This is a genomic window from Ruegeria sp. AD91A (assembly GCF_003443535.1).
GTDB lineage: Bacteria > Pseudomonadota > Alphaproteobacteria > Rhodobacterales > Rhodobacteraceae > Ruegeria.
This window is the reverse complement of sequence record NZ_CP031946.1, coordinates 2409529-2436197: the sequence shown is the minus strand read 5'-3', so window position 1 is coordinate 2436197 and position 26669 is coordinate 2409529. Positions and strand designations below refer to the sequence as shown.

Below are 26669 nucleotides of genomic sequence, written 5' to 3'. Positions count from 1 at the left end.
ATGGCGAAACTCTATCGTTTGTTGACCGAAGAGGACACGTCAGCCTTCTGTCACAAGGTGTCGGATGCGCTGGCAAAGGGATGGGAGTTGTATGGCGACCCGTCCTATACGTTCGATCCGTCCACCAACAAGATGCGCTGTGCGCAGGCCGTGACCAAAGAGGTCGCGCCCGATTATTCCCCCGACATGAAACTGGGACAGCAGTAATGGTAAAAACAAATCCGGGCCGATTTTTCGAGGATTATTCCGTAGGGCAGGTACTGCAACACGCCGTGCCACGCACAGTGACCGAGGGCGAACGCGGTTTGTATCACGCGCTTTATCCCGCACGCCACGCTCTTTATTCCTCGGACGAATTTGCCCGGCATTGTGGTTTGCCGGAAAGTCCGCTTGATGATCTGGCCGCGTTTCATCTGGTGTTCGGTAAGACAGTACCGGATGTCTCGCTGAACGCGGTTGCCAACCTTGGCTACGGCGAAGGCCGATGGCTGAAGCCTGTCTATGCCGGTGATACTCTGCGATCCGTGTCCGAGGTGATCGGGCTCAAGCAGAACTCCAACGGGAAAACGGGTGTGGTTTGGGTCCGTACCCGTGGATTGAACCAGTTGGACGAAGTGGTCATCGAATATGTCCGTTGGGTCATGGTGCGCAAAGCAGACGTGAATGCGCCTGCGCCCGAAACGGTTGTTCCCGAATTGAAGAAGGCATTGACACCTCAGGACTTGATCGTGCCCGAAGGTCTCGATTTCTCGAATTACGACTTTGCTTTGGCCGGTGAAGCGCATCGTTGGGGCGATTATGAAATCGGTGAGAAAATCGACCACGTGGACGGCGTCACCTTGGAAGAGGCCGAACATATGCTGGCCACGCGATTGTGGCAGAACACCGCCAAGGTGCATTTCGACCTGACGTTCCGCCCGGAAGGCAGGTTGATCTATGGTGGGCACGTGATCTCGATGGCGCGGACCTTGTCGTTCAATGGACTTGCGAACGCGCAGATGATTGTTGGCCTGAATGGTGGCGCGCATGCCAACCCCTGTTTCGCGGGCGACACGATCAAGGCCTGGTCCGAAGTACTGGATAAAGCGGAAACCGGTGTTCCCGGCGTGGGTGCGATCCGTCTGCGCATGGTGGCGACCAAGGGCGGTGTTCCATTTGAGTTGAAGACCGACGAGGGGCGGTATTTGCCTGATGTGCTTCTGGACCTCGATTATTGGGCGCTCATGCCGCAATAGGAGAGCTGACGGTTATGTGAACCATTCGCGTGCAAGCCGTGCTAGGCTTGCACCATGCATCTTCTGCGCGCGATATTAGCCAGTATTTGTCTGGCCCCGTCGGCTCAGGCCTGCGATCTGGCATTGGCCCTGGCGGTGGACGTTTCCGGCTCGGTCGACAGCAACGAGTACCGCATACAGATGGACGGGTTGGCCGCCGGTCTGCGCGACCCGGTCGTGTCCGAGGCTTTGGTTCGTGGTCAGGCGCAGTTGATGCTGGTGCAATGGACCGGGTCATCGCGTCAGCAGGTCACGATCCCCTGGACCCGTATCGACAGTTTCTCTTCACTGGACCGTTTTGCCGATCAGGTTGCCGCAGATCCACGCATCTGGCGGAATTTCTCGACGGCGATAGGTGAGGCGCTGCACACGACTCTGGATGCTTTTGATGCCGTTTCAGATTGCAAACGACGTCTGATCGATCTGTCGGGGGACGGCGTATCCAATGAAGGGGTCGAACCAACGCAGGTGCATGCCGCTCTGCGGAACCGCGGCATTGTCGTAAATGCGTTGGCGATCGAAGAGAGTGAACCGGATCTGACGGCATATTTCTTTGAGAATGTCATTGTGGGCGAAGGTGCTTTTGTCGTTTCGGCCTCCGGGTTCGCCGACTACCCGGATAGAATTCGCAAAAAACTGCTGCGCGAAGTGACGCAGCAAACGGCTGGCCTTAAGTGACAGGCTGAGAGATTCGTGATCACATCGCTTTGGCCTTGAAATCGCTAACATTGATGAAGCAGAATGTAATATGTGATCACGAGAATATTTTGTGTGATCACATACCTGAATTATCCGTCAATTTGCACTGAATTTAGTGGTTTTTGCACCCGCAGCACGTGACAGTGTCGCAAAAACCAGTAAAACGTTCGGTAGCCAACCGAAAAGGAGCCGCCATGGCCGATGTAAATCGGGGCAACCGCCCACTTTCGCCGCATCTGTCGATCTATCGTCCGCAGCTGACGTCGATCACATCCATCCTGACACGCATCACAGGCAACGCGCTTCTACTGGCGGCCCTGTTGATTGTCTGGTGGTTTCTGGCCGCAGCGACTTCGCCCGAGGCTTTCGCCGTGGCAAACGGCGTAATAACCTCAATGCTTGGGGATCTGGTGATGGCACTGTCTGTTTGGGGTCTTTGGTATCACACGCTGGCCGGTGTTCGGCACCTGATCTGGGACAATGCGGTTGGTCTGGACCTTCCCACAGCGACAAAGCTGGGCTGGGCGGTTGTCATCGGATCGGTCGTTCTGACCCTTCTGACCCTTGTCATCGTCGCGTGATTGGAGGCCTGACATGCGTTATCTGACCGACCGTAAGCGCGCCGCTGGCCTTGGCTCGGCGAAATCAGGCACAGCCCATTTCTGGGCGATGAAAGTCAGCTCGGTGGCTCTGCTGATACTTGTGCCATTGTTTGTCTTCACGTTTGGCCCGGTTCTGGGCCAGCCGTTCGATGTGGTACTTGAATATTACTCGCGGCCTTTCCCAGCCATCGTGGCAGCACTGACGCTGGCGGTTGGCTTCAAACACTTCGCAGACGGTGCGCAGGTGATGCTTGAGGACTATGTTCACGGTACGCTTGAAAAGGTCCTGATCATCTTGGTCACCTGCCTGTCCTACGGTGCGGCTGCGGCCGGCATCTTCGCCATCGCGCGCATTGCCCTTTAATTCCCGGAGCTGAAAGAAATGGCTGCATACGAATACGAAACGCATGAATATGACGTGGTCGTTGTCGGCGCCGGTGGGGCCGGTCTGCGGGCGACATTGGGTATGGCAGAACAAGGTCTGCGCACGGCTTGCGTAACCAAAGTTTTCCCGACGCGTTCCCATACCGTGGCCGCACAGGGTGGCATTGCCGCGTCGCTGTCAAACATGGGCCCCGACCATTGGCAGTGGCACATGTACGACACCGTCAAGGGCTCGGACTGGTTGGGCGATACCGACGCGATGGAGTATCTCGCGCGGGAGGCACCCAAGGCAGTCTACGAGCTGGAGCACTATGGCGTTCCGTTCAGCCGGACGGAAGAGGGCAAGATTTATCAGCGCCCCTTCGGTGGGCACACCACTGAATTCGGAGAGGGTCCTGCGGTACAGCGCACTTGTGCAGCCGCCGACCGGACAGGCCACGCGATTTTGCATACTCTGTACGGGCAGTCGCTCAAGAATAACGCCGAGTTCTATATCGAATATTTCGCCATCGACCTGATCATGTCCGAGGACGGCCAGTGTCAGGGGGTCGTCTGCTGGAAACTGGACGACGGCACCATGCATGTCTTCAACGCCAAGATGGTGGTTCTGGCGACCGGCGGCTATGGCCGTGCCTATTTCAGCGCGACCTCGGCCCACACCTGCACCGGCGATGGTGGTGGCATGGTGGCCCGAGCAGGGCTGGCCTTGCAGGATATGGAGTTCGTTCAGTTCCACCCAACCGGCATCTACGGGTCAGGCTGCCTGATCACCGAAGGTGCGCGCGGCGAAGGCGGTTACCTGACAAACTCGGAAGGTGAACGGTTCATGGAGCGCTATGCGCCCCAGTACAAGGATCTCGCACCGCGCGACTACGTTTCGCGCTCGATGACCTTGGAAATCCGCGAGGGACGGGGCGTAGGGGCCGAAGGGGATCACATTCACCTGAACCTCAGCCACTTGCCTGCCGAGGCTCTGGCGGAACGCCTGCCTGGCATCTCGGAAAGCGCCAAGATTTTTGCGGGTGTGGATGTTACCAAGGAACCGATACCGGTTCTGCCCACCGTGCATTACAACATGGGCGGTATCCCCACGAACTATTGGGGTGAGGTTCTGAACCCGACCACCGATGACCCAACGGCGATTGTTCCTGGATTGATGGCCGTTGGCGAAGCCGGCTGTGCCTCGGTCCACGGGGCGAACCGACTGGGGTCGAACTCGTTGATTGACCTTGTGGTCTTTGGCCGGGCGGCAGCGATCCGGGCTGGCAAGGTTGTCGACGCCGAATCCGCGAACCCGGTTCTGAACCAGGCGTCGGTAGACAAGGCGTTTGACCGTTTTGATGCGGTGCGTAACGCCAGTGGTTCAATCCCAACCGCTGATCTGCGGCTTGAGATGCAAAAGACCATGCAGGCGGACGCGGCCGTGTTCCGAACCGCCAAGACCATGGCCGAAGGCGTCGAGAAGATGACAGCGATTGCCGCAAAGATGGACGACCTGAAAGTCACAGACCGTTCATTGGTCTGGAACAGCGATCTGATGGAAACCCTTGAACTGGCCAACCTGATGCCAAACGCGCTTGCCACCATCGTCGGCGCCGAGGCCCGCAAGGAATCCCGAGGGGCCCATGCGCATGAGGACTTCAGCGAGCGTGATGACGAAAACTGGCGCGTTCATACGGTCAGCCGGGTTGAGGGCAACAAGGTTGAGCTCGGCTACCGTCCGGTTATCGTTGATCCACTGACGACCGAAGACCAAGGCGGTATCAGCCTGCAGAAAATCGCGCCAAAGGCGCGGACGTTCTAAGGGCTGGTCAGGAATAGGGGCGAGATGGCTGAGTTTTCTTCGACTGATTATTGGCAACGCCGATATGAGCGCGGCAAGACCTCGGGTGCGGGGTCTTACGGGCGTCTTGCTGTCTACAAAGCGAATTTCATCAACATGATGGTCGAGATGGAAGGCCTGGAATCGGTTGTGGAATTGGGGTCGGGCGACGGGAATCAGGCGCAATTGTTTGATATCCCGAAATATACCGGTTTGGATGTCTCTGACCTTTGCGTTCGGCGCTGCAATGAAGTTTTTCGATCCCGGTCCAATTGGGTGTTCAAAAACGCTGATTCTGAGGTTGAGCCGCATGACGTATCTCTTTCGCTGGATGTAATTTATCATCTGACAGAAGACAGGGTTTTCGAAAACTACATGCGGCGGCTGTTCGGACTGGCAAAGCGTTTTGTCTGTATCTATTCGTCGGATTTTGACCAGAACCCTTCCAATCAACATGTTCGCCATCGCCCGTATTCCGCCTGGATTGAAGACTTCATGCCCGGCTGGCAACTCTATTGTGAAGAAGAAAACCCGTTTGCCGTCAAAGGGCATGCTCATGCCTCAAAGAACAGCTTTGCCGCGTTCAAAGTGTTCGAGCGGAGATGAACGAGTGACTGGCACAAGCACCATATCGACCCGGGAAGCCAAGCCTACCGCTTTTGGTCCTTTCAAATGCCGGAAGGACGTTCAAAAAAGCGCATGTAGTGCTGAGACCCCAGGCGGACGGCGGCGTATGTTTTGCTGGTGCTCTCAATGACAGTCGAGAAGCTCCAATCCGGGCAAAGCGATCCCAAGATAATCCTGATCGGCTTGAACCGATGTGCGACGACCTCGTTTCACAAGCTGTTTCAGAACAGTGGGATCCCTTCGGTGCATTGGGAAGATGATCAGGGAAAAAACCTTGCCCTTCGAATGGTTACAAACATTGCCATGGGCCGCAGGCCACTGGATGGGTTCGGGGCAATCCGGGCCTTCACCGATATCGCCTTTGTCAATTCGCGTTTCATGCTGGACGGCGCCAGGTTCTTTCGAGAGCTGCACGCGGCTTACCCGGACGCCTTTTTCTTGCTGAACACACGCAATCGCGATGACTGGATCGCATCCCGTGCCAATCATTCCGGCGGTAGGTACCTTGAGCGATGCTGCAAGGCCAATGGCCAAACGGCCGATGAGGTGAAACGGGGTTGGGCACATATGTACGATGTGCACCATTCCGAGGTCGAAGCTTTCTTCGACGACAACCCACGCTTTCTGCGTTTTGATATCGATCAGGACGATCCGCAAAACCTTGCGGACTTGCTCTCTCCGGATTTCGACGTGAACATCGCCCATTGGGGGCATTATAACCGAGGGGCGTCTGACCGCGCCCGGACAGGCTGAAAGGCGGCCTTGTGCTGAATGGAGAATTGACATGGTTCAACTGACCCTGCCCAAGAATTCCCGGATTATCACCGGCAAGACCTGGCCAAAGCCGGACGGCGCCACGAACGTGCGCAAGTTCCAGATCTATCGTTGGAACCCCGATGACGGGCAGAACCCGCGTGTCGATACGTATTTCGTTGATATGGATACGTGCGGTCCGATGGTTCTGGACGCGCTGATCAAGATCAAAAACGAGATTGATCCGACCTTGACGTTCCGCCGGTCTTGCCGCGAAGGCATCTGTGGATCCTGCGCGATGAATATCGATGGGATCAACACGCTGGCCTGTATCTATGGCATGGATGAGATCAAGGGCGACGTGAAAATCTACCCGTTGCCGCACATGCCGGTGGTCAAGGACCTGATCCCTGATCTGACCCATTTCTATGCCCAGCATGCGTCCATCATGCCATGGCTGGAAACCAAGACCAATCGCCCTGCGAAGGAATGGAAGCAGTCCATCGAAGACCGCAAGAAGCTGGACGGTCTTTATGAATGTGTGATGTGCGCCAGCTGCTCGACTTCATGCCCCAGCTACTGGTGGAACGGCGATCGCTACCTTGGCCCCGCGGCCTTGCTGCACGCCTATCGCTGGATCATCGACAGCCGGGATGAGGCGACGGGTGAACGTCTGGATGAGCTGGAAGATCCGTTCAAGCTCTACCGCTGTCACACAATCATGAACTGCGCCAAGACCTGTCCGAAAGGTCTGAACCCGGCCAAGGCGATTGCCGAGATTAAGAAGATGATGGTTGAGCGCGCGGTTTAATCACGGGCGCGATTTGCGATTTTCGCATGTCCATCTTGCAAAATTAGGCGATGCAGCCCCGGCTGCATTGCTATATTTTTTTGGGCAGGGAGGAGTGATGAGCTTTAATCAGGATCACTCCAATGAGCAAAGACACATTCAAACAGAAAACCGACGCCCAAGAAGCGCTGGACCTGCTTGAACAGGCATGGGCCTATTACACGCCCGAACCTGCCAAGGCTGACAAGGAACCAGAGCTGTTCGAATACGCAAACGCAGCCTGATACGGGCGGCAAGACTTGAAAACTGACGGTTTATCGGCAAAGCAGAGGGATGCCTGTTCTTCTGCTTCTTCTGGTGGCCGGCGTGTTTGCCTATTTCCTCTGGCGCTCGCGCCATTCCGTGCTGACACGTGAGTGTAGGTGGCGGCAGGACAAGAGACACGGCATCTGGCGGTGCAGCTTCTGCGGTGCCGAAATCACTGCACTGGACCAACCTTTGCGGTGTTTGAGGGCGCGTGATCCCTGAAAGATTGTGCTTTTCGCGGGCTGAATAATGCGCCACTCTGCCCGGCATGACCGTTTCAGAAAACACTATCCATCCTCCCGAAGATGCCGAATCCCGTCGCGCGGTGGCCCCTGTCATCTGTTACCCGAACGAGGCATTGCCGCGACCCGATGTGCGCTGGATGAGGTCCCTTCGCGAACGTGCAAGCAAAACGGGCGAAGTGCTGGTGCCGCCACGTGATGCGCGTTGTTTTGAAGTGCCTGCCGGCCATTTCTTTCGCATCACTTCCGTCGAAGGGCCGCAGGTTGGCGATCTGAACGTCTGGAACCTAAACGACTTGTCGGAACGCTTCTATTCCGGAAAAACCCGAGCGCTGCATGGCACGCATCTGACCACCGGAGAGCGGATGTGGTCCAGTTTCCCTCATCTGCGCCCGATGGCCACGATTATTGCGGATACGCTGGAGTGGTACGGGATCGATACCTATGGGGGGTCGGTTCATGACGTCATCGGCACGCGATGCGATCCGTACACGGGCAACCTTTTGTCCGGCACGCAATACCACCATTGCTGCCACTCCAACCTGACCCGCGCGCTTGCGGATCACTTCAATATTCCGCTGATCGAAGCCGAGCCTGCGGTGCACGACGTTCTGAATGTCTTCATGTGCACTGGTTTCACCCGCGACACTGGTCAGTACTTCATGAAAGCCTCACCCGTACGTCCCGGAGATTTTCTGGAGTTCTTTGCCGAGATTGATCTGCTGGGCAATCTCAGCGCCTGTCCGGGTGGGGATTGTTCATCCGAGCATTCCTCGGACACAGCTGCGTGCTACCCCTTGCTGGTCGAGGTTTTTGCGCCGGCTAGAGGCGATTTGGAGGGGTGGGGAAGCCCCGCGAGCAACGGTTATGATCGCTCGCACGGGCGTTAGGATCGGCAGGCACCAATATTCGGTACCTGCGCTTTGTCAGCTGTTCGGGAATGCGGCCTGAAGTGCGATCTCGACCATATCGCCAAAGCTGCTTTCACGTTCTGAGGATGGCAGAGCCTCTCCGGTCAACAAGTGATCCGAAATCGTAAGTACAGCCAACGCCCTGCACTTATGACGCGCGGCCAGAATATACAGTTCGGCTGCTTCCATCTCGACCCCCAGAATGCCGTGACGCACCATTTGTTCGTTGAGATCCGGACGCTCGTCATAAAAGACATCTGACGAGTAAATTCCACCAACATGGGTTGGCGTTCCTTTGGCGGCAGCCGCTGTGGCGGCAGCTTGCAGCAGCTCCCAATCGGCGCAGGGCGCAAAGTTGAGCTCTTTCATGATGCCGCGCGACGGTGTGCTCAGCGTGGTTGATGTCATGGCCAGAATAACGTCACGAATTTTGACGCTGTCCTGCATCCCCCCGCACGAGCCAATGCGGATCAGGGTTTTTGCATCGTAATCGCGGATCAACTCGTTCACGTAAATTGAAAGAGACGGCATTCCCATGCCACTTCCCTGTATTGTTACGGGATTTCCCTTCCAGTTTCCTGTAAAGCCAAGCATTCCTCGAACGTTATTGACCTGTTTAACATCGACCAAAAACGTCTCGGCTGCCCATTTTGCCCGGTACGGATCACCAGGCAAAAGAACGGTTTCAGCTATTTCGCCTTTTTCGGCGCCAATATGAATTGTCATTTTTCCAAAACACTCAGATTAAATTTCCAATTCCGAAATATCTGCTCCTGCCGTCAGCGCGTCATGCACCCATTGAGGTTTGCGGCCGCGGCCGGTCCAGGTTTGATCGGGGTTTTCCGGATTGCGGTATTTTGCCTTTGTTTTTGTTGGCTTTAAACTGCGCGGTGCTTCTCCGGACAGTTCAGACAAAGAGAAGCCAAATTCTGCCGCGGCCTTTTCTGCGGCTTTCAATGCTTCCTGACGTTCGCGCTTTTCTGCCTTTATCAAAGCTTTTTCAACGTCATCACGCAAAGCCAAAAGGTCTTTACGTGACATTTGCTCAAGATTGATCCCCATCAGTCTTCTCCACTAGATAATAATTACGGTGCACATGAGCGCGCACCGTAATTCCAAAAATCAGCTTATTCCATCCCGAATATTTCAGGGACTGAAACAGGAGAAAAAGTGCCTTTAACCTTAATTACTCTGCTGCGAGGTTCTTAGGATCTACCAGAGTAACAATATCGCCCATTATCGAATTGAGTTCGAAGTTTTTCGGGGTGTAGACCTTGGCAACACCCATGGTTTTCAGTTTTTCGGCATCTTCGTCCGGAATAATGCCACCAACTACGACTGGGATATGAGACAACTCCGCCTGTCGTAGACGTTCCATGACGTCTTTGACCAGCGGCAGGTGGCTACCGGACAGGATCGACAATCCAATGACATGCGCGTCATCTTCGCGGGCGGCCGCAACGATTTCTTCGGGTGTCAGGCGAATGCCTTCATAGCTGATGTCCATACCGCAATCGCGGGCACGGAAGGCGATCTGTTCGGCACCGTTGGAATGGCCGTCCAGTCCGGGTTTGCCTACCAGAAACTTCAGGCGGCGGCCCAGCTTGTCGCTGACGGCATCAACGGCGGCACGCAGGTCGTCCAGCCCTTCGGTCTTGTTCGAAACGGACCCCGAAACGCCGGTTGGGCCGCGATAGGTTCCGTATACCTTTCGCATCTCTTCGGCCCATTCGCCCGTTGTCACGCCTGCCTTTGCGGCGGCGATGGAGGGTTCCATGATGTTTGCCCCGGTCCGTGCTGCTTCGCGCAGCGCAGCCAGGGTGGCCGCTACGGCCGCTTCGTCCCGCTCTGTGCGCCACGTATTCAGGCGGTCGATCTGTTCTTGTTCCACAGCAGGATCAACAACCATGATGCCACCGTCTTCGGTTTGCAGGGGCGATGCCTCGCCTTCGATCCATTTGTTCACACCGACAACAACGGTTTCGTTGCGCTCGATCCGGTTCAGGCGTTCAGCGTTGGAATCCACCAGTCGGGACTTCATGTATTCGATCGAAGCGACCGCACCGCCCATCGAATCCAGGTTGGCCAATTCGGCCCGCGCGCCTTCTTTCAGCTCTTGCACCTTGGCATCGACAGCGGGGTTGCCATCGAACAGGTCATCGTATTCCAGTAGGTCGGTCTCATAGGCCAGAATCTGCTGCATCCGCATCGACCACTGCTGGTCCCATGGGCGCGGCAGGCCAAGCGCCTCGTTCCAGGCGGGCAACTGCACCGCACGGGCGCGTGCATTCTTCGAAAGGGTTACGGCCAACATCTCGATCAGGATGCGGTAGACGTTGTTTTCAGGCTGTTGCTCGGTCAGCCCCAGAGAGTTCACCTGCACGCCATAGCGGAATCGACGGAATTTCGGATTCTCTACGCCATAACGCTGTTGCAGTATTTCATCCCAAAGATCAACGAACGCGCGCATTTTGCACATTTCGGTGACAAAGCGGATACCAGCATTCACAAAAAAGGAAATGCGGCCGCAGAGTGCGGGGAAATCCTCGGCAGGTACTCGTGGGCGCAATTCGTCCAGAACGGCGATGGCCGTGGCCAGCGCATAGGCCAGTTCCTGCTCTGGCGTCGCACCCGCCTCTTGCAGGTGATACGAGCACACGTTCATCGGGTTCCATTTCGGAGCATTGGTGTAGCAATACTCGGCCACGTCCGCGATCATCTTAAGTGACGGCTTTGGCGGGCAAACATAAGTGCCGCGGCTCAGGTATTCCTTTATGAGGTCGTTTTGAACTGTGCCCTGCAGTTTCGACACATCCGCGCCTTGCTCTTCCGCGACGGCGATATACAGCGCCAAAAGCCATGGGGCAGTGGCATTGATGGTCATTGAGGTGTTCATCTGTTCCAAGGGTATCTGGTCGAACAGAACTCGCATGTCACCCAGATGGCAGACTGGTACACCCACCTTGCCGACTTCACCGCGCGCCAAAGTGTGGTCGCTGTCATAGCCTGTTTGTGTCGGCAGATCGAAGGCAACGGAGAGACCGGTTTGGCCTTTCGCAAGGTTTCCCCGATAGAGCGCGTTCGAGGCTTTGGCCGTGGAATGACCAGCATAGGTTCGGATGAGCCAGGGGCGATCTTTCTGCGTCTGCGTCATTGCGGGGCCTCGCGTTTCAGTGGGCAATAAAATTACGTCTTGAGGTTCTAAAGCGCAATTTTCGGGATATGTCAATTCGCTGCGTTGCGGCATGTCGCAATTGTTCAGATTGTGGGTCAGTGTGATTGGTGGCAATGTGCAGCCATGACGCAAACCGTGGAACTTCCGCTTTGGCTTTTCGTGCTGATCGTGGTCTTTGCCATGGTCACTTTCGCATCGCATTTCCTGTTCCCGTCTGTCCGCTGGTTTTTCCGCCGGAGGCTGGAGCGCGCGGTGGCACGTCTGAACCAGCGCCTTCAACGCCCGATCCAGCCCTTCAAGCTGGCGCGTCGACATGACATGATTCAGCGATTGATTTATGATCCGCAGGTCGGTCAGGCGGTTCAGCAACATGCCCGCGAAACTGGTATGCCCGAGGCTGTCGCCTCGGAGCAGGCGCGCCGCTATGCCCGTGAGATCGTGCCATCCTTTTCGGCCTTCGCCTATTTCAGCTTTGCGATTCGACTGGCCCGGCTGCTGAGCAACACATTCTACGAGGTGCGGCTTAGCAATCAAGACGAAGAAAACGTCAAGACCATCGACCCTGAAGCAACCATTGTCTTTGTCATGAACCACCGGAGCAACATGGATTACGTATTGGTCACGTATCTTGCCGCCCATCACTCTGCTTTGTCCTATGCAGTAGGAGAGTGGGCGCGGGTCTGGCCGCTGAGCCGATTGATTCGGGCGATGGGGGCTTACTTCATCCGGCGCAAGTCCGGCAACGAGCTCTATCGTCAGGTTCTGTCCACTTATGTGCGCCACGCAACCGAGGCCGGCGTGACCCAAGCCATGTTTCCAGAAGGCGGTCTGAGCCTGACCGGGGCCATTGCCCGCCCAAAGCTTGGGCTGCTCAAATATATTATGGATGGAGCAGCGCCACAGGGACGTGATGTAGTGTTTGTTCCGGTGGCACTGAATTACGACCGTGTGTTGGAAGACACTATCCTGACCCGGGCGGCGCTTGGCACAGAGCGGCGATTTCGCGCGCGGATCGGCGTCATCACGCGCTGGATATTGAAACAGTTTTGGCGTCGGTTGATCGGCCGATACAAGCGGTTCGGTCTGGCGTCCGTCCGGTACGGGAGGCCGATCTCTCTGAAGGACTTCCGGGCTGAGGGCAGCGACGACATGATGACTGATTTGGCTCGGGCGCTGATGCAGCGTATCCAGCATGCTATTCCGCTGGTGCCGGCACCAGCGGCCTGTTTGCTGGTGCGCGACAACGGGCCAATGCCCGAAGAAGACGTGCTGTCACGTATCCAACAGATGATGGAACGCGATGACCCGCAGACAGTGGACAATTCGCAGGCCATATCAAGTGCTTTGGATCAATTGGTTGAACGCCGGATTCTGAGCCGACAGGGGAACATGCTGACGGTATCAGGTCAGCGAAGCGATCTTCTGGACTATTATGCAGCATCCGTTCCAGCTGGTTCGGGGAGCGATATTTCTGCATCCGCGAAATAATTTTCTGCAACCGCTGGGTCATAAAATTTCAAAGTGGAACCAAAAACAGTTGCAATATTTCGCAACGGCCAATATTTCATTCTGTGAAGCGCGCGATTCTGCGTCGCGGCAAAGGTACTGAAAAGAGGAGGCCAGCATGGCTTTGGACACCGAAAGTGGTATCGCGTCGTACGAGGCACCCGAAAAAGATTTGTATGAAATGGGTGAAATCCCACCCATGGGATATGTCCCAAAGCAAATGTATGCTTGGGCCATCCGTAAGGAACGTCATGGCGAGCCGAACACGGCCATGCAGCAGGAAGTTGTCGATGTTCCGGCCTTGGACAGCACCGAAGTTCTGGTTCTGGTTATGGCCGCTGGGGTCAACTATAACGGCGTCTGGGCTGCTCTGGGGCAGCCGATCAGCCCGTTTGATGGTCACAAGGCACCTTACCACATTGCCGGTTCGGATGCGTCGGGCATCGTTTGGGCCGTTGGTGACAAGGTAAAGCGCTGGAAAGTCGGCGATGAGGTCGTGATCCACTGCAACCAGGACGATGGCGACGATGAGGAATGCAACGGCGGCGATCCGATGTATTCGCCCAGCCAGCGGATTTGGGGTTATGAAACACCTGATGGCTCTTTCAGCCAGTTCACCCGCGTGCAGGCACAGCAGCTTATGCCGCGCCCCAAGCATCTGACATGGGAAGAAGCGGCGTGCTACACCCTGACGCTGGCAACCGCGTACCGGATGCTGTTTGGCCACGAGCCGCACGATCTGAAACCGGGTCAGAACGTCCTGGTCTGGGGCGCGTCGGGTGGCTTGGGCTCTTATGCGATTCAGTTGATCAATACCGCAGGCGCGAATGCGATCGGAGTGATCTCGGACGAAAGCAAACGTGATTTTGTTATGGGTCTGGGGGCCAAGGGTGTTCTGAACCGACGGGACTTCAACTGCTGGGGTCAGCTGCCCACAGTCAATACGCCGGAATACGCCGAGTGGTTCAAAGAGGCCCGCAAGTTCGGCAAGGCGATCTGGGACATAACCGGCAAGGGCAACAATGTTGATATGGTGTTCGAGCACCCAGGCGAAAGCACTTTCCCTGTGTCGACCTTCGTGGTCAAAAAAGGCGGTATGGTCGTGATTTGCGCCGGCACCTCAGGTTTCAACTGCACGTTTGACGTACGCTACATGTGGATGCACCAGAAGCGTTTGCAGGGCTCACACTTTGCCCACCTGAAACAGGCGGCAGCTGCGAACAAGCTGATGGTAGAACGTCGTCTGGACCCCTGCATGTCCGAGGTGTTCGCATGGAACGACCTGCCGGAGGCGCACATGAAAATGCTTCGGAACGAGCACAAGCCGGGCAACATGTCCGTTCTCGTGCAGGCGCCCCGCACCGGTCTGCGCACTCTCGAGGAAGTCCTGGACGCAGGGTGATCGCCCGTAAGGGTTGTAGACAAAAAACACCCGCGAATCGCCTTTTCGGTTCGCGGGTGTTTTGCGTTGTTGAGCCCTTTGATGAACTTTCAAATGCTTGTGTTTTTTTCCATCGCTATTTTTGGGGAGTAGAAACCGGTGAATAGGCCAAAAAAGATCATACATGTTATGGTTGTGTTAACCCTTCGTTAACTGTTTCAGAGAGACCCTGATGGCGCAAAATGAGTGGATATTGGACGTATTGTCGGACCTCAATGCTTTCGCCGTTGCGAATGGGTTGAGCGCGCTTGCAGAGCAGCTTGATGACACAAGACTGATCGCGGCGGCCGAGATTGCGTCCTTGAAGAACGAGGCACGGGCGCCCGCGGATGGCAACAAAGGTCGATTTGAGTCAGATCCTGCAGGATTTGGAAAACACCAACACGCTTGAAGAACTCAGCGCAGTAGCTGAGCGTCTGCGGGACGCATTGAAGGTCGAGCACCTGACGTATCACTGGGTTGACGGTGCCGGAGATCAATACGGCTACACCACCTATTCAGACGCCTGGGATGAGCGCTACAGAGAAAAAAACTATCACCGCATCGACCCCGTCATCTTGGGGTGTTTCCAGCGATTTCACCCGGTTGACTGGAAGTCGCTGGATTGGTCCAGCAAAGTGGCAAAATCCTTCCTTCTGGATGCGCAAAACCATGGCGTTGGGAATCAGGGGTATTCCATCCCAATTCGGGGCCCAAATGGTCAGTTCGCCCTGTTTACGGTCAACCACAGTTGTGATGATCCAACCTGGAAAAGCTTTATCTCGACTTACGGGCGTGATTTGATTCTTGTTGCGCATTACATAAATCGCAAGGCGCTGGAGTTTGAAAAAGACAGGCAACCGGACTGCCCACGCAGCTTGTCACCAAGGGAAATAGACGCGATCACACTTTTGGCGTTGGGGTACAGCCGGGCCCAAGTGGCCCATTCCCTGACGATTTCCGAACACACGTTACGCGTTTACATTGAAAGTGCGCGGTCGAAACTAGGCGCTCATAACACAACCCACGCAATCGCCACGGCACTAAGCCGAGGATTAATAGTGGTTTAAGGGCTGAACGGCCTCCAAACGCAAAATTAACCACGACTCTGTACTCCCTTCGTTCCTGCACAGGACGACAAGGGGAACAAGTCATGTTGCGTTATCTATACGCCGATGAGTTACACAGATTTCCGATTCTGGCAGAGGGGATGTTCAAAGATCGCGCGGATCAGTTCAAGACCCGGTTGGGGTGGGATGTCCACGTCAACGAGAAAGGGGAAGAGCGGGACGAATACGATGATCTCAATCCGCTTTATGTCATCTGGGAAGAGCCGGATGGCAGCCACGGAGGGTCGATGCGGGTATTGCCCACAACAGGTCGGGTCATGATCAATGAGGTTTTTGGCCATCTGAATGGCGGCAAGCCGTTTTGCAACCCTCTGATCTGGGAGGTGACCCGGTTCTGCCTGTCGCGAACAGCCAGCCCGCATACTGCCGGCGCCATCATGCTGAGCGGAGGCGAAATGATGGAAGGCTTCGGCCTGACTCATATTGCTGGCGTATTCGATGCCCGCATGATCAGAATCTATCGCCTGATCGGGTCGTCGCCAGAGGTTCTGGGAACCCAGGGCAGCGGGCGCGATCAGATTTCAGTCGGCTTGTGGCCCTATTCAGCGGGCGACTGCAACCGAGTGGCCGAGCGTGCGGGCATCCCGCGCGACCTGTCGCGGATGTGGTTCAGGACCGCATTTGGCCCCAGGAAACAGCACCGGTTCGCCCTGTCCGCTTAAGTGCCGGAAAACGCCAATCCACATCTGGTGATGGCTGGCGCGGCCCTGTAGGGTCGCGCCATGTCTTTGCCGAATGTGACTTTCTCCGAAGATCAGGCCGCCGCGTTTGACAGCATCGCCGAGATGCTGCGATCGGCAGGTGTTGATCTGGAAGATGATGCCCTTCTGAAACTGCCGGGCACAGGAAAATCCGGTGTGATGGCCGTAATCGGCAAAGCAGGTTCGGGCAAAACGCTGCTGTTGGCCGAGCTGTACAAGGCACTGGCAGAGACGGGTGTTCAGATCGTGTCCGGCGATTATGAAAGCCGCAAATCGAAAGACAAGCGCAGCCTTGCCATCCTGGCGCCGACGAACAAGGCTGCAAGCGTTCTGCGATTGCGCGGCGTGCCTGCGACCACGATTCACCGCATATTGTACACGCCGGTCTATGATCCGGAATACGAGCGTATTGCCGAATGGTTGGCCGGCAATGACGAACGCCCCAATATCGAAGGTTTGACAGATGAAGCCTTGGATCGTGCGGCTGCTTTTTATCAAAACAACAAATCGATCCCCGGGGCGTTGGCCGCCGCTGGATTGCGGGGATCGGATTTCATCACAGGGTGGAAGCGCCGTGATGAGCCGCTGGATATCGGGTTGGTCGATGAGGCGTCGATGCTGGATGACCGTCAGTTCGACGATCTCAAGGAGATTTTCCCGACCCTTCTGTTGTTTGGGGATCCGGCTCAGCTGGCTCCGGTTAATCAGTCCGGTAGCATGGTGTTCGAGGCTTTGCCCGAGCCCAGGAAGCTGACACTCCAGCGGGTGCACCGCCAGGATGCGGACAATCCAATTCTGGATCTTGCGCATGCGCTGGCCGATCCGGCAATGGGCTTCGAGGGTTTCGAACGACTGGTAGAAGAATCCGCTCGTCGGGATGACCGGGTTGTCTGGGGCCAGCGGGTTGAAGTGGATTTGATGGCTCGAAGCCCGGTTCTTGTCTGGCGCAACGCCACTCGCATTCGGTTGATACAGGCTTTCAGGCAAGTTTACGGTGCGCCGGATACGGAACTGCTGGCCGGTGAACCGCTCATTTGTGATGGGATTGAGTTGCCCATGAAACATCGCAAGAAACGGCTGGATCTTGAGGCGCGCGGGCTGATCAAAGGGGCCCAGGTCGTATATCTCGGGCCCGGTCGGAAACCGGGTTTTTCACGCCTGCATGTGATTGGGGCCGAAGACCCTCAGGTCAGTGCCGCCTCGATCGTTCAGATCGAAAAACCCGACGAGGAAGAGCCTTTTATTCCCTACGCTGCCCGCATGGGGGCGACTTTTTTGCACGGGGCGGCCGTTACGATCCACAAGGCGCAAGGGTCCCAATGGGATACGGTTCAGGTGTTCGCTCCGGATCTCTATGCCGCCGCTCGCATGGGCCGGACCGAGGCCGGTCAGCCATTGTGGAAACGTTTGGCATATGTCGCGATCACGCGCGCGCAGGAACGTTTGATCTGGGTGGTGCGCAATCGCCTGTCAAAACCTACGCACCCCCTGCGTGTGGACGATTTGCGGGCGATCCCGGCCGCTTCGCTGACATTGGAAGTGGAAGAGACATGAAATCCATCATCGTAACGGGTGCCAGTTCAGGTATTGGCCGTGCAACAGCCCAGCTGTTCTTGTCCGAAGGGTGGACGGTTGGGCTTTTGGCCCGCGGCAAGGAAAAGCTGGAAACTCTGGCAAAGGAGCATCAGGCGGTTGTTGTTCTGCCTGCGGATGTGACCGACCCGGATGCGGTCGAACGGGCTTTCCGGTCCTTCGTGGACCGCACGGGGCGGCTGGATGTTCTGTTCAACAACGCCGGGATTTTTGCACCGGGCGGCACGATTGACGAGATCGCTTTGGACGATTGGTACCAAAGCGTCAACGTGAACCTGAACGGCATGTTCTTGTGCGCTCGCGAAGCCTTCAGATTCATGCGCTACCAAAACCCGCAAGGCGGGCGGATCATAAACAACGGCTCTATAGCCGCGCATGTTCCACGCCCGAATTCGGTGCACTATTCGGCCACAAAGAACGCCATTACAGGGCTGACGCGCAGCCTTTCGCTGGATGGGCGACCCTTTGGAATTGCCTGCGGGCAGATCGACATCGGAAACGCGCGCACGCAGATGGTGCAAGGCCTTGTGGATGCGGCGCAAGCCGCTGGCGAGACACCAGACCCGACGATGGCTGTGGAAGACGCCGCGCGCTCGGTCCTGCATATGGCAAGCCTGCCGCCCGAGGCCAACGTGCAATTCATGACCGTCATGGCCACGACCATGCCCTATATCGGCCGAGGTTGACCGTTATTTTTCACGCAACAGCCGGAAGGCTGTTGAGGCTCCCCAGCCTGCCGCAATCGCTATGACCAGCGACATCAGGCCGTACCAGACGGGCTGTTGGCGGGACATATTGTACAAAAAACGCTCCAGGCCAACTTTCCGGACATCAATGATCGCTTCATATTGCGAGACGACCTCTCCGCCCCGGGTCAGGAATATCCGGGCGGCATAGTCGCCTTCCGTCAGGTCTGCAGGCATGTCGATTGAAGTACGGAACAAGGTCTGTTCATCCACTGCCACGGTCTCTTCGCGGATGGAATAAAGGTGTTCGTTCTCACGAATCCTAATCACGGCATCTGCAAAGTCCTGTGCGCCCCGGATGTGCATCGCGGCACCGACTGAGCGGATCGCGCGTTCGATGGAAATCCGGTAGCGCAGGTCCTCGGTGTCGGACAGGATTTCGTCGAAGGGCCCGCTGGTCGCAACAGCATAAAAGCTGGGTGCAAGGTCGACCAGAACGCTGTCGGTGTTCACCCAAATCCCAAGTTTGCGTTCCTTGCGTCGCACGGTGACAGGTTCGGACGGACCCGCAACTGCGACGATGACTTCAACTGGTGGGCCGGAAGGGATTGGGGTTTCCCGTTTGATGGCCCCAAAAATCAGAAGTTCCGATCCGTCGAATGTAGCGGTGATGGCAACCCGGTCCTGGCTGAGACCAAGGACAACCTGCTCTTCCGCTGCCAAAGCGGGCGTGCAGAACAAGCATAGGGCGGCAGTTAATGAACGCAGCATCCTCAGTGCCCTCCGCCATTGCCAAGCGAGTAGAGCTCGGCGGGTTCAAGAAGCAGATCAAGTGCCAGCTTGCCGCATACGACCAGAACCAGCGCAGCCAGCAACACGCGCAATTGTTCCGCCGGCATCCGCGCTCCGATCACGGTTCCGATCTGGGCGCCAATGACGCCGCCTACCAGCAACAAGACCGCCAGAACAACATCAACCGTATAGTTGGTGGTGGCGTGCAACATTGTGGTGAAGGCTGTCACAAAGATGATCTGAAACAGCGACGTGCCGACAACAACCTTGGTCGGCATACCGAGTAAATAGATCATGGCAGGGACCATGATGAAGCCACCGCCGACACCCATGATCGCGGACAAAACCCCAACGCACAGACCAACCAAAGCCGGTGGAATGACCGAGATATACAGGCCTGAAGTGCGGAAACGCATTTTGAAGGGCATGGCGTGAACCCAGCCACGCTGTCGGCGTTTGGCTGGGGCCGTGCCGCCCTTCTTGGCTTTGCGCAGCGCCCTGAGGCTTTCGATGAACATCAGGCTGCCAATGACGCCGAGAAAAACAACGTAACAAAGCGTCACCAGCAGATCGACCTGACCCAGGCTTTTGAGGTAGTTGAAAACAACCACACCCAAAGCGGCCCCGATCAAACCGCCGGTCAGCAGCACCGTTCCCATTTTGAAGTCCACGGTTTTTCGTCGAAAATGCGCCAGAACACCGGAAAAGGACGATGCGACAATCTGATTGGCCTCAGTTGCAACAGCCACTGCCGGGGGAATGCCGATGAAGAAAAGCAGCGGGGTCATCAAAAAGCCGCCACCGACACCGAACATTCCGGATAGGATGCCGACCATGCCGCCCAGACCAAGGAGTAGAAATGCGTTCACCGAGACTTCGGCTATGGGCAGGTAAATATACATGATACCGTCACTTTGCGTATGCGCGTGGCTTGCCTGTTAATGGTTGCGAATTCAAGTGTGGTTATTGTCGTGTGCTGCGGGTCAAACACATCATACCCCCCCGGGTTCTGCCAGAGAAAAGATCTCTCCCGGCGGTAACAGAAGGTCAAACCCGATCTTTCCCGCAACGCCCATAACAAGAAGCGCTAAAAGAATACGCAACTGTTCGGCTTTCAGACGTGCGCCGATCTGAGTCCCGAATTGCGCACCCAGAACACCGCCGAGCAACAGGAACAGGGCGAGGACCACGTCGACACTGTAGTTGGTCGACGCATGTATCATCGTTGTGAACCCGGCGACGAAAATAATCTGGAACAGGGATGTCCCAATTACCACTTTTGTCGGGATACCAAGGACATAGATCATTGCGGGCACCATGATGAACCCACCGCCGACTCCCATGATCGCCGACAGAACGCCAACGCCAAATCCGACCAGCGCCGGGGGTATGACCGAGATGTAAAGGCCCGATGCCGGGAACCGCGTCTTGAACGGGAGGGCATGAATCCAAGTTCGCTGGCGTCGCTTGGGGGCAGGTTCATTGCCTGACTGGCTGACCTTTCGGATCGCCGCCAGGCTTTCGATGAACATCAGGGTCCCGATGGCCCCCAAAAACACGACATAGCAAAGCTGTACCGCCAGATCGACCTGTCCGAGATGCTTGAGGAAATTGAAAACAACCATCCCAAGAGCCGCACCAAACAACCCTCCGGCCAGCAGAACGCTTCCCATTTTAAGGTCCACGGTCTTGCGTCTGAGATGCGCCAACAAACCCGAAATAGACGAGGCAACAACCTGATTGGCTGATGTTGCCACAGCAACCGCAGGGGGTATGCCAATAATGAACAGCAACGGAGTGATCAAAAATCCACCTCCGACCCCGAACATGCCGGACAGAATGCCCACAGCCCCGCCGATCCCCAAAAGCAGGAATGGGCTGACAGAAACTTCTGCTATGGGAAGGTATACGTGCATACCCTCTTAGAACGGTTGCGGCATGCAAAATCAACTCTGCATGCCGCTCTGCAGCGAACAGGACTGAAACTCAGTTCACAACTGGCCTTATCAGCGTTCTTTGACGTAGGGTTCTCCACCCGCCCGAGGTGGAATGGCTTTGCCGACAAAACCGGCCAGAATCACCACCGTCAGGATGTAGGGCAGGGCGTCCATCACCTGCACGGGAATCACAATACCACCCAGGTCGATGTTCTGGAACCGCAGCGCGACCGCTTGCAACAGACCAAACAGCAAGCAGGCCCACATGGCATGCCACGGGCGCCACTTGGCAAAGATCAGGGCAGCCAATGCGATAAAGCCACGACCGGCGGTCATTTCTTTGACAAACCCGGCCTGCAAGGCTGTGGCCAGATAGGCGCCTGCAATACCGCACAGCACGCCACAGATGGCGACAGCAGCGAACCGCAGGCCGACCACTGAGACACCAGCAGTGTCCACCGCCGCAGGGTTTTCACCTACGGCCCGCAGGCGCAGACCGAACCGGGTGCGATATAGAATCCACCAAGTGCCTGGAACCATCAGGAACGCGACATAAACCAGGATCGAGTGGCCCGAGAGCAATTCGGAATAGATGGGGCCGACAATCGGCACACCGCTGAGGGACTCGGCGAAGGGGAAGTTGATCGGTTCGAACCGCCCGCCGCCAAACAGCGATGGTGTCCGCCCACCCTGCTTAAACCAGCTTTGGGCGACCAGAACAGTCAGACCCGAGGCAAGAAAGTTAATGGCCACACCCGATATCAGTTGGTTGCCCCGGAAGGTGATCGATGCCAGCCCATGCAGACCCGACAGCAACAACGAGGACGCGATACCAGCCAGCAGGCCCAGCCAAACCGATCCTGTGACAGCAGCGATGGCAGCAGAAAAGAACGCTGCCATCAACATCTTGCCTTCGAGGCCGATGTCGAAGATACCGGCTCGCTCCGAAAAAAGACCGGCCAGACAGGCAAGCAGCAGCGGCGTAGACAGGCGAATGGTCGAATCCAGAACCTGAATGAGGGTAACGAAGATTTCCATCACTCAACCCTCTTCCGCATACCAAGAAACAGTTTTTCAAGCGGCATTCGCACCATGTTATCCAATGCACCGGTGAACAGGATGACCAGTGCCTGAATAACCACGATCAGTTCCCGCGGGATCGAAGCCCACAGCGCCAGCTCGGCGCCACCTTGATACAGAAACCCGAACAAGAGCGCGGCCAGAAACACACCGAACGGATGTGACCGCCCCATCAGTGCCACGGCGATGCCAATGAAACCCGCGCCCTCGGTCGAGTTCATTACCAGTCGCTCAGCTTCGCCCATGACATTGTTGATGGCCATCAGCCCCGCTAGCCCGCCGGAAATCAGCATCGCAACAATCGTGATACGCACAGGTGAAATACCGGCATAAACAGCGCCGGTCTCGGAATGGCCGTAAGCCCGGATTTCATAACCCAGACGTGTGCGCCAGATCAGTGCCCAGACAACGACGCAGGCAAGCAACGCGATGAAGAAGGTTATATTCGCCGGCGCACCTCGGAAAACAACGTTCTCTGCGGTTGAGAACATCTCCTGGAAAGACGGCAGATGCACGCTTTCAGAGAACCGCGCGGTGGCCGGATCCTGCGACCCTTGGGGGCGCATGACATTGACCAGCATGTAATTCAGGAAAGCAGCGGCGATGAAGTTGAACATGATCGTGGTGATCACGATGTGGCTGCCACGCTTTGCCTGAAGATAGGCCGGAATTGCCGCCCATAGCGCGCCGAACAGCATCGACGCTGCGCAGGCTGCAAGCAAGGCAATGCTCCAATGCGGCCAATCGACATACAGACAGACCATGGCCACGCCCAGCCCGCCCAGCATCGCCTGACCTTCGCCCCCGATGTTGAACATACGGGCGTGGAAGGCGACGGCCACTGCCAGACCGGTAAACATGAAGTTCGTTGCATAATAGAGCGTATAGCCCCAGCCATAGGTCGATCCCAGCGCACCAGTGACCATCAGTTTGACTGCTTCGACAGGGTTTTCGCCGATGGCGAGAATGACCAGCGCCGAAAGGATTGCGGCCAGTATCAAACTGATCAGCGGGATCAGAATGACATCCGCCCATTTAGGCATTTTTTCCATGTTACGCGGCCTCTCCCGCAACACCGGCCATCAGCAGGCCCAGCTCTTTTTCATCTGTTTCATGGGGCAGGCGTTCTCCCATGATATGTCCGTCAAACATCACCGCGATCCGGTCCGAGAGCGAGAAGATTTCTTCCAGTTCGACCGATACTAGCAGGATAGCCTTGCCCTGATCGCGCAGCGCAACAATCTGTTTGTGAATGAACTCGATGGCACCGATGTCCACGCCACGCGTGGGTTGGCCGACCAGCAGCAGGTCAGGGTTGCGTTCAATCTCGCGTGCAACAACGATTTTCTGCTGGTTGCCGCCCGAGAAACTCTTGGCTGCCAACCATGGATTGGGTGGACGGACGTCGAATTTCTCGATCTTGGCTTCGGTATCGGCACGCAACGCCGCGTTGTCCATAAAGATACCGCGTTTATAGGCCGGGTCGCGGTGATACCCGAAGGCCACGTTTTCCCATGCGTGGAAATCCATGATTAGGCCTTCCCGCTGCCGGTCTTCGGGCACGTGGGCGATGTGTTGCGCGCGACGGGCCTGACCATCTGATCCTGCACCACTCAGTGCCAGCGGCTCGCCGTTCAGTTTGATCGTGCCCTGTCCCGGACGCATTCCGCCAAGAACTTCCAACAGTTCGGATTGACCATTGCCGGCCACGCCGGCGATGCCGACGATCTCACCTGCGCGTACGGTCAGGTCGATACTCTTGACCCGTTCAACGCCGGCCGAATCGAAAACGCTGAGATTTTCGATCTCGAGGATGGGTTTGCCGGGCGTCGCAGGTACCTTGTCGACTTGCAGCAGAACCTTGCGGCCGACCATCAGTTCTGCCAGCTCCTCGGGACTGGTCTCGGATGTTTTGACAGTCGCCGTCATTTTCCCGCGCCGCATAACCGACACCGTGTCGGTGTTTTCCATGATTTCGCGCAGTTTGTGGGTGATCACGATGACCGTTTTGCCTTCGGACCTCAGTCGATCGAGGATGCGGAACAACTGATCGGCTTCGGCTGGGGTCAACACGCCGGTCGGTTCGTCCAGAATCAGAATTTCGGCCTTGCGGTACAGCGCCTTCAGGATCTCGACCCGCTGCTGCATCCCTACGCCGATCTCGTCGATGCGCTTGTCGGGATCGACGAACAGTTCGTATTCTTCCTCGAGCTCTTTCAGCTCTTTGCGGGCTTTTGCCAGTGACGGGGCCAGCAGCCCGCCATCCTCGGCACCCAGAACGATGTTTTCCAGGACGGTGAAGTTTTCCACCAGTTTGAAATGCTGGAACACCATCCCGATGCCCGAGGCAATGGCCGCCTGGCTGTCAGGGATGTCGGTCTTGGTGCCATTGATCCAAATCTCACCTTTGTCGGCTTTGTAAAAGCCGAAGAGGATGCTCATCAACGTGGATTTGCCTGCGCCGTTTTCACCGATAATCCCATGGATCGTACCGGGTGCAACACTGATCGAGATGTCTTTGTTGGCCTGAACTGGCCCAAAGGCTTTGGATATCCCTTTGAGCTCAATGGCTGGGACGGTCATGTCTTGCCCTCAACTGCCGAGAAACCCATCCGGCTGTCCGCTCGGATGGCGAAGTGGGTGGCGAGGCGGAAGGCGTCCTCCCGCCCCGCAGGTAATCAGAACTGCAGTGCCGGGCAGCTGTCGTTCTCGTAGTAGCTTACAACATTGATATCGCCGTTGATGATACCCTTGCGGGCTTCGTCGACAGCGTCGCTCATGCGAACTGAAACAAGTTCCTTGTTGTTTTCGTCCATGGCAACGCCAACACCGTCTTCGGCCAGACCCATGATGAATACACCGGTTTCGACACCATCACCCGCCTTCATCGCTTCATAAACAGCAACGTCCACACGCTTCAGCATCGAAGTCAGCACTTTGCCGGGATGCAGGTGATTCTGGTTGCTGTCCACACCAATCGACAGGATGCCTTCGTCAGCCGCAGTCTGCAGAACGCCAACGCCGGTTCCGCCGGCCGCGGCGTAAATCACATCAGCGCCCTGGCTGATCTGTGCTTTTGTAAGTTCTGAGCCTTTTACCGGATCGTTCCAGGCAGCAGGAGTCGTGCCAGTCATGTTGGCGACAACGTTGATGTCCGGGTTCACGGCCTTTGCGCCCTGAGCATAGCCGCAGCCGAAATGGCGAATCAACGGGATGTCCATGCCTCCGATGAAACCAACGGTGCCGGTTTTCGACGCCATGGCAGCCATCATGCCGACCAGGTAAGATCCTTCGTGCTCGGCAAAGCCAATCTGGCGGATGTTTGGTGTGTCCAGCCAAGTCACGTCAACAGCGACGAATTTGGTGTCGGGGTAATCACTTGCAACAGCGGCCAGGGCGTCAGCGATTCCGAACCCCATGGTGATGATCGGATTTGCGCCGGATTCCGCAAAACGGCGCAGAGCCTGTTCGCGCTGCGGTTCTGCCTGAATTTCGATTTCCAGATACTTGCCGCCGGTTTCGTTGGCCCAGCGCTGCGCGCCGTTATAGGCGGCTTCGTTGAAGGACTTGTCGAACTTGCCACCCAGGTCAAAGATTACCGCCGGCTCGGCCAGAGCCGCTCCAGCTGACATTGCGACCGCAGCGGCAGCACCCATCAAGGATTTCATCAGGGTCATTTCAGTCTCCCAGTTTATTTTGTTGGCACAGGGTCAGATTAGCCCCGTTCACCCACTTTTAGCGAGCATAACTGTTGTGATGGCGGGTATTAAGGGGGTTTGCAACCACCATGGTCAACTGAATTCTGACCAAATGGTCTAAAAAACGGGCGATTGCCGTTGGGGCAGGCAGCATTCCATTACAAATGCATCAACTTTTTGGCCGTTTTCTCGGGCATAATAATCCTTGCGCAACCCGCACTGCCGATATCCGCATCGACTGTACAGGGAAATGGCCGCAATGTTGTCGGTTGCAACATCCAGAAAGGCACGTGTCGCCTGAAAATCGATCGCCTGATCATGCCATTCGTGCATGAGTCGAAGTGCCAGGCCCTGCCTTTGAAACGAGGGATGGGTCGCAATAGTCAGCAACTCGGCATCGCCCGCAATCACCTGAAACAGGGCAAAACACCGGGAATCTCCGATGGAATGAGTAAAGCGGTTTTCGAGAAGAGCGGTGAATTCACCTTCTGTCCAGCCGCGCGATTTTGCGAACGCAGCGGCGTGAATCGTTGCCATCTCG

At 56.4% G+C, this 26669-nt stretch carries 28 protein-coding genes; 17 read left to right on the top strand and 11 right to left on the bottom strand.

Features of this window, described 5'->3' with window-relative positions; translation table 11 throughout:
- From D1823_RS12160 to D1823_RS12110, 11 genes are all read left to right on the top strand, one after another.
- Complete coding sequence (locus D1823_RS12160) at positions 1 to 207, top strand: DUF1737 domain-containing protein (protein WP_117870343.1); 207 nt, start codon at positions 1 to 3, stop codon at positions 205 to 207.
- Positions 207 to 1235, top strand: coding sequence for a MaoC family dehydratase (locus D1823_RS12155; RefSeq protein WP_117870341.1), 1029 nt, complete (start codon positions 207 to 209; stop codon positions 1233 to 1235). The genes D1823_RS12160 and D1823_RS12155 overlap by 1 nt, the downstream gene beginning before the upstream one ends.
- 54 nt (positions 1236 to 1289) lie before the next feature.
- A complete protein-coding gene (locus D1823_RS12150; protein ID WP_117870340.1) occupies positions 1290 to 1952 on the top strand; it encodes a DUF1194 domain-containing protein in 663 nt (220 codons plus the stop codon).
- 215 nt (positions 1953 to 2167) lie between these two features.
- The gene (gene sdhC / locus D1823_RS12145; RefSeq protein WP_117870338.1) at positions 2168 to 2554 is read left to right on the top strand and encodes a succinate dehydrogenase, cytochrome b556 subunit; all 387 of its coding nucleotides are present in this window, start codon (positions 2168 to 2170) and stop codon (positions 2552 to 2554) included.
- A gap of 13 nt (positions 2555 to 2567) precedes the next feature.
- Entirely contained in the window at positions 2568 to 2939 is a 372-nt protein-coding gene (gene sdhD, locus D1823_RS12140; RefSeq protein WP_117870336.1) for a succinate dehydrogenase, hydrophobic membrane anchor protein, read from the top strand.
- Positions 2940 to 2957: 18 nt separating this feature from the next.
- Complete coding sequence (sdhA, locus tag D1823_RS12135) at positions 2958 to 4763, top strand: succinate dehydrogenase flavoprotein subunit (RefSeq protein ID WP_117870333.1); 1806 nt, start codon at positions 2958 to 2960, stop codon at positions 4761 to 4763.
- Positions 4764 to 4787: 24 nt separating this feature from the next.
- Entirely contained in the window at positions 4788 to 5387 is a 600-nt protein-coding gene (locus D1823_RS12130) for a class I SAM-dependent methyltransferase (RefSeq protein WP_117870330.1), read from the top strand.
- A 147-nt stretch (positions 5388 to 5534) separates the two neighbouring features.
- On the top strand, positions 5535 to 6161 hold the full coding sequence (locus D1823_RS12125; RefSeq protein ID WP_117870328.1) for a sulfotransferase: 627 nt from the start codon (positions 5535 to 5537) through the stop codon (positions 6159 to 6161).
- A 31-nt stretch (positions 6162 to 6192) separates the two neighbouring features.
- On the top strand, positions 6193 to 6972 hold the full coding sequence (locus D1823_RS12120; RefSeq protein ID WP_117870326.1) for a succinate dehydrogenase iron-sulfur subunit: 780 nt from the start codon (positions 6193 to 6195) through the stop codon (positions 6970 to 6972).
- 122 nt (positions 6973 to 7094) lie between these two features.
- Entirely contained in the window at positions 7095 to 7235 is a 141-nt protein-coding gene (locus D1823_RS21920) for a hypothetical protein (RefSeq protein ID WP_162896825.1), read from the top strand.
- Positions 7236 to 7525: 290 nt separating this feature from the next.
- Entirely contained in the window at positions 7526 to 8389 is an 864-nt protein-coding gene (locus D1823_RS12110) for a DUF1989 domain-containing protein (RefSeq protein ID WP_117870322.1), read from the top strand.
- A gap of 36 nt (positions 8390 to 8425) precedes the next feature.
- Here D1823_RS12110 and deoD read toward each other — a convergent pair whose 3' ends face one another.
- From deoD to D1823_RS12095, 3 genes are all read right to left on the bottom strand, one after another.
- Positions 8426 to 9136 (bottom strand): purine-nucleoside phosphorylase, encoded by a 711-nt coding sequence (gene deoD, locus D1823_RS12105; RefSeq protein WP_117870320.1) that lies wholly within the window; start codon positions 9134 to 9136, stop codon positions 8426 to 8428.
- 18 nt (positions 9137 to 9154) lie between these two features.
- Positions 9155 to 9472 carry an H-NS family nucleoid-associated regulatory protein gene (locus tag D1823_RS12100; RefSeq protein WP_117870318.1) on the bottom strand — a complete coding sequence of 106 codons (318 nt, stop codon included), beginning with the start codon at positions 9470 to 9472 and terminating at the stop codon, positions 9155 to 9157.
- Between the two features lie 124 nt (positions 9473 to 9596).
- Positions 9597 to 11564, bottom strand: a complete 1968-nt coding sequence (locus tag D1823_RS12095; RefSeq protein WP_117870316.1) for a protein meaA — start codon at positions 11562 to 11564, stop codon at positions 9597 to 9599.
- 144 nt (positions 11565 to 11708) lie between these two features.
- Here D1823_RS12095 and D1823_RS12090 point away from each other — a divergent pair, with 144 nt between their 5' ends.
- The 6 genes from D1823_RS12090 to D1823_RS12060 all read left to right on the top strand — a co-directional run bounded on the left by D1823_RS12090 (position 11709) and on the right by D1823_RS12060 (position 18621).
- The gene (locus D1823_RS12090; RefSeq protein WP_117870314.1) at positions 11709 to 13073 is read left to right on the top strand and encodes a 1-acyl-sn-glycerol-3-phosphate acyltransferase; all 1365 of its coding nucleotides are present in this window, start codon (positions 11709 to 11711) and stop codon (positions 13071 to 13073) included.
- A 136-nt stretch (positions 13074 to 13209) separates the two neighbouring features.
- Positions 13210 to 14493: a crotonyl-CoA carboxylase/reductase gene (gene ccrA / locus D1823_RS12085; protein ID WP_117870312.1), complete on the top strand. Its 1284-nt coding sequence runs from the start codon at positions 13210 to 13212 to the stop codon at positions 14491 to 14493.
- Positions 14494 to 14861: 368 nt separating this feature from the next.
- The gene (locus D1823_RS12075) at positions 14862 to 15581 is read left to right on the top strand and encodes a LuxR family transcriptional regulator (RefSeq protein WP_117870308.1); all 720 of its coding nucleotides are present in this window, start codon (positions 14862 to 14864) and stop codon (positions 15579 to 15581) included.
- A gap of 83 nt (positions 15582 to 15664) precedes the next feature.
- Positions 15665 to 16303, top strand: coding sequence for an acyl-homoserine-lactone synthase (locus D1823_RS12070; RefSeq protein WP_117870306.1), 639 nt, complete (start codon positions 15665 to 15667; stop codon positions 16301 to 16303).
- Between the two features lie 60 nt (positions 16304 to 16363).
- Positions 16364 to 17896, top strand: coding sequence for an ATP-dependent RecD-like DNA helicase (locus D1823_RS12065; protein WP_117870304.1), 1533 nt, complete (start codon positions 16364 to 16366; stop codon positions 17894 to 17896).
- Entirely contained in the window at positions 17893 to 18621 is a 729-nt protein-coding gene (locus tag D1823_RS12060) for an SDR family oxidoreductase (RefSeq protein ID WP_117870302.1), read from the top strand. Before D1823_RS12065 ends, D1823_RS12060 begins: the two co-directional genes overlap by 4 nt.
- Before the next feature lie 3 nt (positions 18622 to 18624).
- Here D1823_RS12060 and D1823_RS12055 read toward each other — a convergent pair whose 3' ends face one another.
- The 8 genes from D1823_RS12055 to D1823_RS12020 all read right to left on the bottom strand — a co-directional run bounded on the left by D1823_RS12055 (position 18625) and on the right by D1823_RS12020 (position 26665).
- Positions 18625 to 19392, bottom strand: coding sequence for a TIGR02186 family protein (locus D1823_RS12055; protein ID WP_117870300.1), 768 nt, complete (start codon positions 19390 to 19392; stop codon positions 18625 to 18627).
- A gap of 2 nt (positions 19393 to 19394) precedes the next feature.
- Positions 19395 to 20315, bottom strand: a complete 921-nt coding sequence (locus D1823_RS12050) for a sulfite exporter TauE/SafE family protein (RefSeq protein ID WP_117870297.1) — start codon at positions 20313 to 20315, stop codon at positions 19395 to 19397.
- A 90-nt stretch (positions 20316 to 20405) separates the two neighbouring features.
- Positions 20406 to 21329, bottom strand: a complete 924-nt coding sequence (locus tag D1823_RS12045; protein ID WP_117870295.1) for a sulfite exporter TauE/SafE family protein — start codon at positions 21327 to 21329, stop codon at positions 20406 to 20408.
- A 90-nt stretch (positions 21330 to 21419) separates the two neighbouring features.
- A complete protein-coding gene (locus D1823_RS12040) occupies positions 21420 to 22388 on the bottom strand; it encodes an ABC transporter permease (protein WP_117870293.1) in 969 nt (322 codons plus the stop codon).
- Positions 22388 to 23482, bottom strand: a complete 1095-nt coding sequence (locus D1823_RS12035; RefSeq protein WP_117870291.1) for an ABC transporter permease — start codon at positions 23480 to 23482, stop codon at positions 22388 to 22390. Before D1823_RS12035 ends, D1823_RS12040 begins: the two co-directional genes overlap by 1 nt.
- Position 23483: 1 nt before the next feature.
- A complete protein-coding gene (locus tag D1823_RS12030) occupies positions 23484 to 25013 on the bottom strand; it encodes an ABC transporter ATP-binding protein (RefSeq protein WP_117870289.1) in 1530 nt (509 codons plus the stop codon).
- Positions 25014 to 25108: 95 nt separating this feature from the next.
- Complete coding sequence (locus D1823_RS12025; protein ID WP_117870287.1) at positions 25109 to 26107, bottom strand: BMP family protein; 999 nt, start codon at positions 26105 to 26107, stop codon at positions 25109 to 25111.
- Positions 26108 to 26245: 138 nt separating this feature from the next.
- Entirely contained in the window at positions 26246 to 26665 is a 420-nt protein-coding gene (locus tag D1823_RS12020) for an N-acetyltransferase (RefSeq protein ID WP_254683722.1), read from the bottom strand.
- Positions 26666 to 26669: the final 4 nt, after the last annotated feature.